Origin of the sequence: Streptomyces sp. NBC_01478, assembly GCF_036227225.1 — a bacterium.
Taxonomy (GTDB): Bacteria; Actinomycetota; Actinomycetes; order Streptomycetales; family Streptomycetaceae; genus Streptomyces.
Genome location: NZ_CP109444.1, coordinates 7,521,356 through 7,534,733, shown reverse-complemented (window position 1 = coordinate 7,534,733; position 13,378 = coordinate 7,521,356). Strand labels below are relative to the sequence as shown.

At 70.3% G+C, this 13,378-nt stretch carries 13 protein-coding genes; 6 read left to right on the top strand and 7 right to left on the bottom strand.

The genetic code is table 11. The features are described from left to right. Positions 1–80 precede the first annotated feature (80 nt). Entirely contained in the window at positions 81–1,319 is a 1,239-nt protein-coding gene (locus OG223_RS34265) for an MFS transporter (RefSeq protein WP_329256913.1), read from the top strand. Positions 1,320–1,373: 54 nt separating this feature from the next. Here OG223_RS34265 and OG223_RS34260 read toward each other — a convergent pair whose 3' ends face one another. Continuing rightward, positions 1,374–1,970, bottom strand: a complete 597-nt coding sequence (locus tag OG223_RS34260; protein ID WP_329256910.1) for a suppressor of fused domain protein — start codon at positions 1,968–1,970, stop codon at positions 1,374–1,376. Positions 1,971–2,489: 519 nt separating this feature from the next. Here OG223_RS34260 and OG223_RS34255 point away from each other — a divergent pair. After that, positions 2,490–3,608 carry a magnesium and cobalt transport protein CorA gene (locus OG223_RS34255; RefSeq protein ID WP_329256907.1) on the top strand — a complete coding sequence of 373 codons (1,119 nt, stop codon included), beginning with the start codon at positions 2,490–2,492 and terminating at the stop codon, positions 3,606–3,608. 23 nt (positions 3,609–3,631) lie between these two features. After that, positions 3,632–4,150, top strand: coding sequence for a hypothetical protein (locus OG223_RS34250; protein WP_329256904.1), 519 nt, complete (start codon positions 3,632–3,634; stop codon positions 4,148–4,150). A 6-nt stretch (positions 4,151–4,156) separates the two neighbouring features. Here OG223_RS34250 and OG223_RS34245 read toward each other — a convergent pair whose 3' ends face one another. Next, positions 4,157–4,876: a hypothetical protein gene (locus OG223_RS34245; protein WP_329256901.1), complete on the bottom strand. Its 720-nt coding sequence runs from the start codon at positions 4,874–4,876 to the stop codon at positions 4,157–4,159. Positions 4,877–5,087: 211 nt separating this feature from the next. On the opposite strand from OG223_RS34245, the gene OG223_RS34240 reads away from it, so the two are divergent. From OG223_RS34240 to OG223_RS34230, 3 genes are read left to right on the top strand one after another with little or no spacing between them, the layout of a single operon-like run. Continuing rightward, complete coding sequence (locus tag OG223_RS34240; protein WP_329256898.1) at positions 5,088–6,404, top strand: magnesium transporter MgtE N-terminal domain-containing protein; 1,317 nt, start codon at positions 5,088–5,090, stop codon at positions 6,402–6,404. Beyond that, positions 6,394–6,987, top strand: coding sequence for a DUF1003 domain-containing protein (locus OG223_RS34235; RefSeq protein WP_329256895.1), 594 nt, complete (start codon positions 6,394–6,396; stop codon positions 6,985–6,987). The genes OG223_RS34240 and OG223_RS34235 overlap by 11 nt, the downstream gene beginning before the upstream one ends. Before the next feature lie 43 nt (positions 6,988–7,030). Next, positions 7,031–8,164, top strand: a complete 1,134-nt coding sequence (locus OG223_RS34230) for an Mrp/NBP35 family ATP-binding protein (protein WP_329256892.1) — start codon at positions 7,031–7,033, stop codon at positions 8,162–8,164. A 61-nt stretch (positions 8,165–8,225) separates the two neighbouring features. On the opposite strand, the gene OG223_RS34225 is transcribed toward OG223_RS34230, so the two are convergent. From OG223_RS34225 to sigE, 5 genes are all read right to left on the bottom strand, one after another. Next, positions 8,226–8,885 (bottom strand): hypothetical protein, encoded by a 660-nt coding sequence (locus OG223_RS34225; RefSeq protein ID WP_329256889.1) that lies wholly within the window; start codon positions 8,883–8,885, stop codon positions 8,226–8,228. 279 nt (positions 8,886–9,164) lie between these two features. Continuing rightward, positions 9,165–9,605, bottom strand: coding sequence for a sec-independent translocase (locus OG223_RS34220; protein WP_329256886.1), 441 nt, complete (start codon positions 9,603–9,605; stop codon positions 9,165–9,167). Between the two features lie 223 nt (positions 9,606–9,828). Next, positions 9,829–11,469: a S1C family serine protease gene (locus OG223_RS34215; protein ID WP_329256884.1), complete on the bottom strand. Its 1,641-nt coding sequence runs from the start codon at positions 11,467–11,469 to the stop codon at positions 9,829–9,831. Between the two features lie 77 nt (positions 11,470–11,546). Then, on the bottom strand, positions 11,547–12,536 hold the full coding sequence (locus OG223_RS34210; RefSeq protein WP_329256881.1) for an anti-sigma factor family protein: 990 nt from the start codon (positions 12,534–12,536) through the stop codon (positions 11,547–11,549). Next, positions 12,533–13,234: an RNA polymerase sigma factor SigE gene (gene sigE / locus OG223_RS34205; protein WP_019072074.1), complete on the bottom strand. Its 702-nt coding sequence runs from the start codon at positions 13,232–13,234 to the stop codon at positions 12,533–12,535. The genes OG223_RS34210 and sigE overlap by 4 nt, the downstream gene beginning before the upstream one ends. Positions 13,235–13,378 lie beyond the last annotated feature (144 nt).

Genomic DNA, 13,378 nt, shown 5'->3' with positions numbered 1-13,378 from the left:
CGGAGCGAAACTAGATGTAGCTTGCATTCATTACCTTGCCTAACTTACTATGTGCATATACCAACTACTTGGGAGGAAGCATGGACGACCCCTTCGACAAGGGAGCCGATACCGGCACGGGCAGCATCCTGCGGCAGCCCAAGGCAGTCTGGGCCACCGCCGGCGCCTCGGTCGTCGCCTTCATGGGCATCGGACTCGTCGACCCGATCCTGCCGTCGATAGCCAAGGGCCTGGACGCCACGGCCGGCCAGGTCTCCCTGCTCTTCACCTCGTACTTCCTGATCACCGCCATCGCGATGCTGGTGACCGGCTTCGTCTCCAGCCGGATCGGCGGCAAGAAGACCCTGCTGCTCGGCCTCGCGCTCGTCGTGGTCTTCGCGGGTCTGGCCGGCACCTCCGGCTCGGTCGGCGAACTCGTCGGCTTCCGGGCCGGCTGGGGCCTGGGCAACGCGCTGTTCGTGTCGACGGCCCTCGCCGTCATCGTCGGCGCGGCGGCCGGCGGCAGCGCCGCCGCGATCCTGCTCTACGAGTCCGCCCTGGGCCTGGGCATGGCCTGCGGCCCGCTGCTCGGCGCCCTGCTGGGCAACCAGAGCTGGCGCTACCCCTTCTTCGGCACCGCGTTCCTGATGGCGATCGGCTTCCTGTGCATCACGGTGTTCCTGAAGGAACAGCCGAAGCCGGCGAAGAAGACCTCACTGCTCGACCCGCTCAAGGCCCTCGGCCACGGAGGACTCGCGTCCGCCGCGATCTCGTCCTTCTTCTACAACTACACGTTCTTCACGGTGCTGGCCTTCACCCCGTTCGTGCTGAACATGACCCCGTACAAGTCCGGTGCCGTGTTCTTCGCCTGGGGCCTGCTGCTCGCCGTCTTCTCCGTCTTCGTCGCCCCGCGCCTCCAGAGCAGGTTCGGCTCGCTGAAGGTGCTCGGCGGATCCCTGGTGCTCCTCGCCGTCGACGTCCTCGTCCTCGGCTACGGCAGCCACACCACCGCCGTCGTCTGCACGATCCTGTCCGGCGCCTTCATCGGCGTGAACAACACCGTCTACACCGAGCTTGCCCTGGGCGTCTCGGACGCGCCGCGCCCGGTGGCGAGCGCGGGCTACAACTTCGTCCGCTGGTTCGCCGCCGCCGCGGCGCCGTTCTTCGCGCCGAAGATCGAGGGGTGGAGCAACATCCACATCCCGTTCGTGGTCGCGGCGGTCACCGCGGCGCTGGGCGCGCTGGTGGTGGTCGTACGACGGAACGCGCTGACGCACGAAGCCGAGGAGCTGGAGCCGAGGCACGCGGTGGAGGACGGTGTCGCGGTGTTCGCCAACTAGCCGATCACCGGCCGACGTTGACGAGCCGACGGGTGAGCTTGCTCACTCTGACGGTCAGTCGAGCGGGACGGACCTCCGGGACGGATCCCGGAGGTCCGTCCCGTTCGTCAGCCAGCGCTCCTGGAGGGCCTGGGCGCCGTGGACGCGTTTCCAGGCGGCCTCGTTCGGGGTCATGGGGAGCAGCGGCAGGAAGCGCACCGGGTCGAGGGGCTCGTCGAGTTCCAGATCCTCGACCAGGCCGCCCGGCTCGGCGACCAGCACCGAGGTGAACGGGGCGCCGGGCCACAGCGGTTCGCCCACGTCGAGGGAAGCGCCGGGGGCCACGACCACGCCCTCGACCTGCGGGGACGCGGCCAGCACGGCGAGCGGCCGGAGCACCTTGTCGGTGTCGGCGAGGCCGCCGCGGACGGAGAGGACCAGCTCGGCGCGCGGGCCCGCGACCGGGTCGGCGAGCATCGCCGTGGGGTCGCTCATCGGCTGCGCGGACATGCCGAGCGTGGCGTAGCGGACGACGGCCCCGTCCTTGTTGTCGTCCTGGAACCGCAGTACCTCGACGCGGTCCGTGCCCAGGAAAGTGACCGCGGCGCGGGCGTCCGGTTCGCCCAGCGCGGTACGCAACCGTGCCTCGACCAGAGCAAGAACATCAACCATGCGGCGAGCATAGAACTCGTCAGTACCGGGCAAAGCAGCGCCTTGACAGTTCAGTCGGCTGATAGTCTTGGCCGGTCGTTCGGGGCAGCACGCAGAAGCGTCGCGATCAAGTCCCGACGCCGTTGAGACTCCCCCACGGGGGACCGGCCGGAGGAGGTGGGGCTGCAATGGACCGAAGTCGGCCTGGCAGTACCACCCGCTCTTCCGGCCGCTGATGTCGTCGCTCTGGCTCTGCTTCTAGCCTCCAGCCGGCTGCCGCCGCCTCTCGCACTTCTTCACTGTCGCGGAAGAGCACTTCGTTTCTTTTTCCTGATCTGCCTGATCTGTCCGGTGTATCCGATCCGACCGATCTGTCTGTTCCGAAGTCAGTGCCTGTATCAGTAGCGAAACTCGCCACCGCGACGGTGCGGTGCTCCCCGCTTTGTGGACGTGCCAAACATCCGCACTCAGGACGTCCCCATTCCGGGCAGTTCCAACCGCCGTCGGCGCCTTTCGTTGCTCTTCGCGAAGGAGCCCGCCATGTCGATGATCCGCGACCTGCGTGCCGTGGTCCGCCCGTCCCGTCCCTCCCTGCGCAAGGACGGCGGCGCGTACGACACCACCCGGGACCCCGGCACTCCCTCGGCCGTCGTCGACTGCGCCGTCTACCGCGACGGCGCCCGCGTCGACATCGGCAAGCCGCTGACCCCGCACGAGGCGATGCGTCAGGTGCGCCGCGACGGGGGCTTCGTGTGGATCGGCCTGCACGAGCCGACCGAAGCCGAATTCAGCGGTATCGCCGGGGAGTTCGGGCTCCACCCGCTCGCCGTCGAGGACGCCGTACAGGCCCACCAGCGGCCCAAGCTGGAGCGCTACGACGACTCGCTGTTCACCGTCTTCAAGACCATCCACTACGTCGAGCACGACCAACTCACCGCCAACAGCGAGGTGGTTGAGACCGGCGAGGTCATGTGCTTCACCGGGCGGGACTTCTTCATCACCGTGCGGCACGGCGGCCAGGGCTCGCTGCGGGCGCTGCGGCACCGGCTGCAGGACGACCCCGAGCTGCTCGCCCGCGGCCCCTCGGCGGTGCTGCACGCGATCGCCGACCATGTCGTCGACGGCTATGTCGCGGTCGCGGACGCGGTGCAGGACGACATCGACGAGGTCGAGACCGAGGTGTTCACACCGGGCCGCAAGGGCGGGGTCTCACGCGGTGTCGACTCGGCGCGGATCTACCAACTCAAGCGCGAGGTACTGGAGTTCAAGCGCGCGGTGTCGCCGCTGCTGCGCCCCATGCAGTTGCTGAGCGAGCGGCCGATGCGGCTCATCGACCCCGACATCCAGAAGTACTTCCGCGATGTCGCCGACCACCTCGCCCGGGTCCACGAGCAGGTCATCGGCTTCGACGAGCTGCTCAACTCGATCCTCCAGGCCAACCTCGCGCAGGCCTCCGTCGCCCAGAACGAGGACATGCGGAAGATCACCGCGTGGGCCGCGATCATCGCCGTACCGACGATGGTGACGGGTGTGTACGGCATGAACTTCGAGCACATGCCCGAGCTGCACGCGAAGTACGGGTATCCGACGGTGCTCGCCTTCACCGTGACGGTCTGTCTGGCGATCCACCGCACGCTGAAGCGCAACGGCTGGCTGTGAGCGGCCTGGATAGGCTGGGCGCCATGACTAGCGCTGAGCTCCTCGACCAGGCCCTCGTCGAGGAGGCCACGAAGAAGTCCGGCCTCGTCTGGGTGGCCGGCCCGGGCGTCCCGGCCCGCGCGCTGTGGCACGTCTGGCACGAGGGCGCGGCCTGTCTGATCGGCGACGGTCCCGGCGAGCAGCCGCTGCCGGGACTGGTCGACGGCGGCACCGCCGAGGTCACGGTCCGCAGCAAGGACAAGGGCGGCCGGCTGGTCGTATGGACGGCGAAGGTCGTGGAACTCGCCCCGGACTCCGCGGCCTGGACGGCGACCGTCGCCGAGCTGAAGGGCAAGCGTCTCAACGCCCCCGACGGCGAGGCGATGCCGGCCCGCTGGGCCCGCGAGTGCCGGGTGCTGCGCCTGGAACCGACGGGAGCGACGGCCGGCCTGCCGGACGGTTCACTGGCACAGCCCCCGCTGCCGACCCCGGCGACGACCCGTCAGCCGATGCCCGCCGGGCTGCCGCGCCTGCTGCTCAAGAAGAAACGCACGCAGCGGTAAGTACCGCTAGGAAGACGGCAGTTGCTTGCCGTAGTCGACGGTGTCGTCGTCCGCCGGCTGGGTCACCGTGAAGCCCTTGCCCCAGTCCGAGAAGGTCAGGGTGCCCGCGCCGCCCGCACGGACCAGCCGGAGGGGATACGGCTTGCCCTCCAGCGAGACGTCGAGGGTGCCGCCGGAGCCGTCGTCGCCGGTGATGCGGATCGTCCGGACGCCGTTCTGCGCGTGGTGTCCGTCCGTCGCGAGCGAACCGTGCAGGGTCAGCAGACTGGAGAGGAGGACGTCCTTGTCCGTGAAACCACTGAACTTCTTGTACGAGGGGTCGCCCTGCGGCACCTTCACGTACTTGCCGTGGAGCGTGTCGCCGGCGCCCGAGTCCCCGTTGCTGCTCCAGAAGTCCGCGTCGGCCTTCAGGTACAGCTCCTCGCCGATCCGCAGCAGCCCGAAGGTCGACCCCTTCGAGGTGACCGACCCGCTGCCGCCGTCCGACTTCAGCCGCATGTCGAGCGTGTACGTCAGCCCGCTGGTGACGACGGTCCCGGAGAGCCGTACGGCGTCGGCGGCGTCCGCGGCCGTCACCGACGTCGACTGGATCTTGTCGGCGGCCAGCTTGCCGACCCCGTTCGTCCCCGCGTCCGGGTCTCCGTCGCCGCACCCCGCCAGGGCCAGCACACAGACCGCGCCGAGCAGCGCCGCACGACGGTTTCGGACCTGGGGAAGCGCAGTCACAGGTGGGGGGCCTTTCGTGCGGGAGGGGCGATGGCGTACGGCAGCGTACCGGGGCCGCCACACGCCGGCGGAGCCAGTCCGTCCGGACCGCCCACCAGCGCGGATCACATCCGGACGGGCTAGCCTGAAGCCCGTCCGAGCAGGCAATTCGGTACATCTGGAAACCAGAGAATCCCTCGGCACATCACGAAAGAAAGAAGGAGGTGCGGCCATGGCAGCGGGCGCTCCCCGGGTCTTCGTCTCGCACCTCGCCGGTGTCGCCGTCTTCGACCCGAACGGCGACCAGGTGGGCCGCGTCCGCGACCTCGTCGCGATGCTGCGCGTCGGCCAGCGGCCCCCCAGGCTGCTCGGCCTGGTCGTCGAACTCTCCACCCGGCGCCGCATCTTCCTCCCCATGACCCGCGTGACCGGCATCGAGTCCGGCCAGGTCATCACCACCGGCGTGCTGAACGTCCGCCGCTTCGAGCAACGGCCCACCGAGCGGCTGGTGTTCGGCGAACTGCTGGACCGGCGCGTGACCCTCGCGGAGACCGGCGAGGAGGTCAGCGTCCTGGACCTGTCGGTGCAGCATCTGCCGGCCCGCCGGGACTGGGAGATCGACCGGGTCTTCGTACGGAAGGGCAAGGCCGGCGGAGCCTTCAGAAGGGCCAAGGGCGAGACGCTGACCGTGGACTGGTCCGCCGTCACCGGTTTCTCCCTGGAGGAGCAGGGACAGGGCGCGGAGAGCCTCCTGGCCACCTTCGAGCAGTTGCGCCCCGCCGACCTCGCCAACGTCCTGCACCACCTCTCCCCCAAGCGCCGGGCCGAGGTCGCCGCCGCCCTCGACGACGACCGCCTCGCCGACGTCCTGGAGGAGCTCCCGGAGGACGACCAGATCGAGATCCTCGGCAAGCTGAAGGAGGAACGCGCGGCGGACGTCCTGGAGGCGATGGACCCGGACGACGCGGCCGACCTCCTCTCCGAACTCCCCGAGGACGACAAGGAACGCCTGCTGAACCTGATGCAGCCCTCCGAGGCGGCCGACGTACGCCGCCTGATGTCGTACGAGGAGCACACCGCCGGCGGCCTCATGACGACCGAACCGATCGTCCTACGCCCCGACGCGACCGTCGCCGACGCGCTGGCCCGCGTCCGCAGCGCCGACCTCTCCCCGGCCCTCGCCGCCCAGGTCTACGTCTGCCGCCCGCCCGACGACACCCCGACCGGCAAGTACCTCGGCACGGTCCACTTCCAGCGGCTGCTGCGCGACCCGCCGTACACCCTGGTCAGCGCGATCATCGACGACGACCTGCAGCCGCTGGACCCGAACGCGACGCTCCAGCTCATCGCCGGGTTCTTCGCGACGTACGACATGGTCGCGGCGCCCGTGGTCGACGAGACCGGGTCGCTGCTGGGCGCGGTGACCGTGGACGACGTCCTGGACCACATGCTGCCCGAGGACTGGCGGGAGACGGAGTTCCATCTGGACGAGGGCGACGAGAACGAAGCAGAGCCGGAGACGGAGGAGGTGGCGGCTCATGACTCCTGAGCGCGAGACCACGCGCGAGCGGACACCGGCGGGCGCGACCGCCACCACCCGGCCGCGGGCCCGGCTCGACCAGCCGCGCCCGCCCCGGCGCCGGCTGCTGCCCGAGTACGACCCGGAGGCCTTCGGGCGGCTCTCGGAGCGGATCGCGCGGTTCCTGGGCACCGGGCGGTTCATCGTCTGGATGACGGTCGTCATCGTCGCGTGGGTGCTGTGGAACATCTTCGCCCCGCGCGATGTGCGGTTCGACAACTACCCGTTCATCTTCCTGACGTTGATGCTGTCGTTGCAGGCCTCGTACGCGGCCCCGCTGATCCTGCTCGCGCAGAACCGGCAGGACGACCGCGACAAGGTCAACCTCGAACAGGACCGCAAGCAGAACGAGCGGTCGATCGCCGACACCGAGTACCTCACCCGCGAGATCGCCGCCCTGCGCATCGGTCTCGGCGAGGTGGCGACCCGGGACTGGATCCGCTCCGAACTCCAGGACCTGGTGAAAGAGCTCGATGAGCGCGAGAACGGTCACCGCAAACACGTCGTATTCCCGGCGGAACGGTCGCGCGGACGTGACGTAGACGACCGGTGACCGACTTACCTGGGGCCACGCGCGGCGCCGTACCATCGACCCTATGGCTACGGAAGACGCGGTGCGTGAAGCGCTGTCGACGGTGAACGACCCCGAGATCAACCGACCCATCACCGAGTTGGGGATGGTCAAGTCGGTGGAGATCGGTGCGGACGGAGCGGTCGCGGTCACCGTGTACCTGACGGTCTCCGGCTGCCCCATGCGCGAGACGATCACGCAGCGCGTGACGGAGGCGGTCCTGGGTGTCGAGGGTGTCACCGGTGTCGACGTGACCCTCGACGTGATGAGCGACGAGCAGCGCAAGGAACTCGCGACCGCCCTGCGCGGTGGCAAGACCGAGCGCGAGGTCCCCTTCGCGCAGCCCGGCTCCCTCACCCGCGTGTACGCGGTCGCCTCCGGCAAGGGCGGCGTCGGCAAGTCCTCGGTGACGGTGAACCTCGCGGCCGCGATGGCCGCCGACGGTCTCAAGGTCGGTGTCGTCGACGCCGACATCTACGGCCACTCCGTCCCGCGCATGCTGGGCGCCGACGGCCGTCCCACCCAGGTCGAGAACATGATCATGCCGCCGTCGGCACACGGCGTGAAGGTCATCTCCATCGGCATGTTCACGCCGGGCAACGCACCGGTGGTGTGGCGCGGCCCGATGCTGCACCGCGCGCTCCAGCAGTTCCTGGCGGACGTGTACTGGGGCGACCTGGACGTCCTGCTTCTGGACCTGCCCCCCGGCACGGGCGACATCGCGATCTCGGTCGCCCAGCTCGTCCCGAACGCCGAGATCCTGGTCGTGACGACCCCTCAGCAGGCGGCGGCCGAGGTCGCCGAGCGGGCCGGCTCCATCGCCGTACAGACCCACCAGAAGATCGTCGGCGTGGTCGAGAACATGGCGGGCCTGCCGTGCCCGCACTGCGGCGAGATGGTCGACGTCTTCGGCACCGGCGGCGGCCAGTCGGTGGCGGACGGCCTGACCCGCACGACGGGTGCGTCGGTTCCGGTACTGGGCAGCATCCCCATCGACGTACGCCTCCGCGAGGGCGGCGACGAGGGCAAGCCGGTCGTCCTGACGGACCCGGACTCCCCGGCGGGCGCGGCCCTGCGGGCGATCGCGGGGAAGCTGGGGGGACGTCAGCGGGGTCTTTCGGGCATGTCGCTGGGGATCACACCGAGGAACAAGTTCTAGGGATCTTCTTACGACGATGGGGGCGCCGTCTCACCGGACGGCGCCCCCATCGTCGTAACCGCTACTGGGCGTACGCAGCGATGTCCTTGATCATGGCGAAGCCGAGCCCGTACGCGCTCATCCCCCTGCCGTACGCCCCCACGTGCACCCCCGCCTGAGTGGACCCGGCCAACACCCAGCCGAACTCGGACTCGCGGTAGTGGAACGGCGTAGGCACCCCGTCCACCGGCAGGGACAGCGTCGACCAGTCGTCACCGGCGAGATCGTCCGCCAGCACCCACGCCGTCTCCGTCTGCTGCTCAAGCCAGTCGTCCCGCAGGGTGTGGTCCATCTGCCCGGGCCAGGTGAAGGACAGCAGCCCCACCCCGGCGAGCCAGGCCGCGGAGGACACCGATGTGGCCTCCAGGAGCCCGGTGCCGTCGGCGGTGCGCCGAGCCGGGTTGCCCGCGACGGTGACGACCACCGCGAACTTCTCCTTGTCCTCCGTGCCTTCGTTGCGTACGGAGGGCTCGTCGCCGTGCCCGACCGAACCGTGCTCGACCGCTCCGTCCGCCGCCATGCCCACCTGCATCAGCCAGCGCGGTCCCGTGAAGGCCTCGTCGAGGCCGTACCACGGGAAGGGCGCCAGCAGGTAGCCGTCGACCGTGCGGCGGGCGGAGGGGACCTGTTGTCCACCCTCCGCGGCCGGCGCCTGCGCGCCTACCCGACTCGTCGTCTCCATGCTCCGGACGCCTCCTCGTTCTCGTCGGACCGGGGCGGCCCGCCCCCCTTCGGGCGACTCGCCCGGTCCGCACAACAACTCGGCAGCATAGCCACCTCGTGCGAGGCAGCCCGGAAAGCGCCCGGCGCGCGAGGCGCGGAGAGGCCGTGTTCAGGCCGTACGAGGGCATGGCGGAGGTACGCGGAGGTATGAGACGCGTCACGTGAGAGGGGCTCGGGGAGGTTTCCGCGAGGCGCTCGGGATGTGCCCGGGATGTGGTGCGGAAGACGCCCGGGAGGGTCAGGTGGCGTCCGCGTCGAAGGGCGGGCGGTCGTCCTTCTCCGGGTCCTCGGGCTTCTTGGTCATGTCGAGCCGACCGCTGGACGACGGGGAGGAAGAGGAGGAGGACGAGGGGGTGTCGGCGCTCTGGACCGCCTCCGTGACCTCGGCCATCTCCTTCTTCAGGTCGAAGCCGTTGCGGATCTCCTTGAGCCCCAGCTCGTCGTTGTCCAACTGCTTGCGCAGGAACGTCTTGGGGTTGAGGTCCTCGAACTCGAAGTCCTTGAACTCCGGGCCCAGCTCCTCGCGGATGTCCGCCTTGGCGCTCTCCGAGAACTCTCGGATCTTCCGGATCGTCCGCATGACGTCCTGGATGACCTTCGGGAGCTTGTCCGGACCGAAGACGAGCACGGCGAGGACGATGATCGTCACCAGCTCTAGCGGTCCTATGTCATTGAACACCTGAAGCTCCTAGCGATGTCCTCGGTCCTCGGCCCTCGGTGGTCTGTGCGGTCTTCCGTGGTCCGGGCCGGGTCCACGGTACCCGGCGATCCCACCCGACCGGTACTGTCCCGGGGGCTACGAGTGGGTGTACACGAACGGTTTTCCGGGTTGTTTGCCTAGTGGGACGGTGCGCAGGGCTCTCACCTGTGACGTTTCTGTCAATCCACGGCTCGTCCCCGGCTCATCCACCGGTCGAGGAGCCCAGGACGAGCGACACGGTCAGGTCTTCGCCGTCCCGCCGGAGGGTCAGGCGCAGGTGGTCGCCGGGGCGGTGGGCGCGGGTCCTGACGATGAGTTCGTCGCCGGAGTGGACGCGCTCGCCGTCGACCTCGGTGATGACGTCGCCCGCCTTGAGGCCGGCCTCGGCACCGGGTCCGCCCGCGGTGACGGCGGGGCCGTCGTCGTTGCCCTTCGTGGCGACGCGGGCTCCGTCTCCGGTGTAGTCCAGGTCGAGGGTGACGCCGATGACCGGGTGGGTCGCCCTGCCGGTGTTGATCAGTTCCTCGGCGACCCGCTTGGCCTGGTTGACCGGAATGGCGAACCCGAGCCCGATCGACCCGGCCTGTCCGTCCTCCGCCCCGGACCCGTCGTCGGCGGACCGGATCGCCGAGTTGACCCCGACGAGCCGCCCGCGCGCATCGAGCAACGGCCCGCCGGAGTTGCCGGGGTTGATGGGCGCGTCGGTCTGCAGGGCGTCGACGTACGACACATCGCTCCCGTCCGACGCCTCACCGCCGGCCGTGATGGGCCGCTCCTTGGCGCTGATGATCCCGGAGGTCACGGTGTTGTCGAGACCGAAGGGCGCGCCGATCGCCACGACGGGGTCACCGACCCGCACGTTGTCGGAGTTCCCGAGCGGCATCGGCTTGAGCCCGCGCACCCCGCTCACCTGCACGACGGCGAGGTCGTACCCGGTGTCGTGCCCGACGACCTTGGCCCTGACGGTCTGTCCCCCACTGAAACTCACGGATATCGAACCGTCACCGCCGGCGGGCTGCACGACATGGTTGTTGGTGAGGATGTGCCCCCGGGTGTCCAGCACGATCCCGGTACCGGTCCCCGACTCCTCGTCCCCGGTCACATGCAGCGTCACCACACTGGGCAGGGCCCGGGCGGCGATCCCGGCGACGCTGCCGGGCGCCCGCCCACCGTCCTCCGCCCCGGCCTGCGGCAACACGACGTCCCCACCCTCACTGCCCCGCTCCAGACGCGCTCCTACGACGCCTCCGATAACGCCGCTGAGGAGGGCGAGGGCGACGGCCGAGGCGGCGAGGAGTTTCCGGGCGCGGGTGCGGCGCTGCTCGGGGGTGAGGGTGGGGGTGCCGGTCTGCTGGAGGGGGGCGGGGGATGCCCAGGGGTCGTAGCGGGCCCAGGGGTTGATGGGTGGGGTGGGTGGGGTGTCGGAGACGGGCGGTGCGGCAGCGCCAGGAGCTGCTGTGGGGGCCTGTGGGGCCGTGCCGGGCGTGGAGGCACCCGCCGGATGCGGAATGGGCGGTGCGGGCGCCCAGGGGCCGGGCCCGCCGTACGGCGGGGTGCTGTAGAGGTCGGGGTCGTGCAGGGGTTTGGGTTGCTCAGGGGGCGGGAGGATCGCGCCCTGGGCGGTCGGGGGTTCGGGCGCGGGAGGTGTCGGTTCGACGTCACCGTCAACACCCGCGACCACACGGCCGGTTGGAGCCCCGCCCGCAAGCCGACCCGTCTCGGCGCCGGCTTCCCGCAACGCACTCGGCGGCCGTAGCGCAAAGTCCCCATCGGTGGCCCCGGCATCCCCGGCGTCCCCGTTGTTCGTCCTCGCGGGCCCCTGTTCCGGCGTCCCCTCGTTCATGGTCCCCCCACCGCTGGCCGCGCCACCCCGTACTCCCCGGATTCAACCAGGTTCGCGGGTCGTGGCGCAGGGGCCGGTCAGTGGAGCGGGTGGGAGGGGGAGGTCGGGGTGGGAGAGGGGGACGAGGTGGTGTCGGGGGCCGGTGCGCGGAGCAGGCCGGGGGCCATGACCTCGGGGGCCGTGGACCACGACGTGAGGGCGATCGGCGGGGTCGCGTCGATCGGGCGTATCAGCGGGGACATGACCGCCGCTCCGGCCATCACCGGCGCGGTCAGCGTGTGCAGGACCTCGTCGCCCTGGACGACCGCGGGCGAGGGCACTCCGGGCAGCAGCGGCGCGGAGACGGAGGTCGGCTGGACCGCGGTGTCGCCGAGCATCGACCGCTGGCTCGTCCCCTGGGCGAGCAGGGGTCCGACGCCACGGCGACGCCCCGCGTCGGTGGCCGCCGCCGCGCCCGTGCCCTGCGTACGCGCCGGTGTCACGCCCGTACCGCCCCGCACCTCCGCGGCTGCGTCGCCCGGCGCGACCGTGGCCACCCCGCCCAGCGCGATCGCGGCCAGGGACACTGCCCCGGCGGCGACGAACGCGAACCGCATCCCGCGCGAGGCGGAGCGGTCGGCGTCGTGCCGGCTGACGTCATGGATACGGAAGCCCTCGCGGGCGGACCGGGAAGGGGCGGACGGGGTCAGGGCCGTGGCCGCGTGCGGGCCCGCGGGGACGTAGCCGAACTCGAACGCGTCGAGCGGGCCGTCTCTTTTGACGCCGAAGACACCGATCCCGGCGGCGAACAGTGCCCCGCCGGGCGGCTCCTCGCCGTCCGGGTCGCCGCCTCCACCGGGAAGCCCCTGCAGACGGGCCAGGAAGCTCTCGGAGGGGGGCGGCGGGGCCATTTCCGCGAACACGTTCTTCAGTCGGCGCTGTGCGTCGGCCTCGGCCTTGCACTTCGTGCAGGTGGCCAGATGCGCCAGTACACGCTCGCGCGACTCATGACCGAGCTCCCCGTCCACCAGGGCGGAAAGTCGGTCTCCCAGGTGCTGCTCCGCAGGCGTAGGACGTGATCCACTCACGCGGTCGCGCCCCCTCCCCCCAGCGCGGGCACACGCGCCACGAAGGAACGGCGCTCGGCCCGTGCTTCCGGCGAGCGGTGCGCGAGGGCCTTGCGGAGCTGGGAGCGGCCTCGGTGGATCCGGGAGCGGACCGTGCCGAGCTTGACGCCCAGGGTCGCGGCGATCTCCTCGTAGGAGAGGCCCTCGATGTCGCACAGGACGACCGCCGCCCGGAACTCCGGGGCGAGGGTGTCCAGGGCCTGTTGGACGTCCGCGTCGAAGTGCGCGTCGTTGAAGACCTGCTGGGGTGACGGCTCGCGGCTGGGCAGGCGCTCGGCCGCGTCCTCCCCCAGCGCGTCGAAACGGATGCGCTGCTTGCGGCGGACCATGTCCAGGAAGAGGTTGGTGGTGATGCGGTGCAGCCAGCCCTCGAAGGTGCCGGGCGTGTACGTCGACAAGGAACGGAAGACCCGGACGAAGACCTCCTGTGTGAGGTCCTCGGCGTCGTGCTGGTTCCCCGTCAGGCGGTACGCGAGCCGGTACACACGGCCGCTGTGGGTGCTGACGATCTCCTCCCAGGTGGGCGGAGTCCACGCCTGCCCGTCCGCGTCGGTGGAGAAGGTCGCGGTCTGGGCATGGTCAGCGGCGTGGCTGTGGTCAGCAGCGGTGTCGTTCACGGATTTCGGCCTGCCCGCCGATCCGAGAAAGCGCCGAAGCACTCCTCCCCGATCCACAGGTACAGCCGCACCTCCCCTGTCGGCTCTGGTGGTGTCCAGTGGAGCCCCTACCATAGCCACCTCGCCCGTTAGCTCCGGATAAGCGGTTTTACGAGAATTTGATACACGCTCATACCGACCTGACGG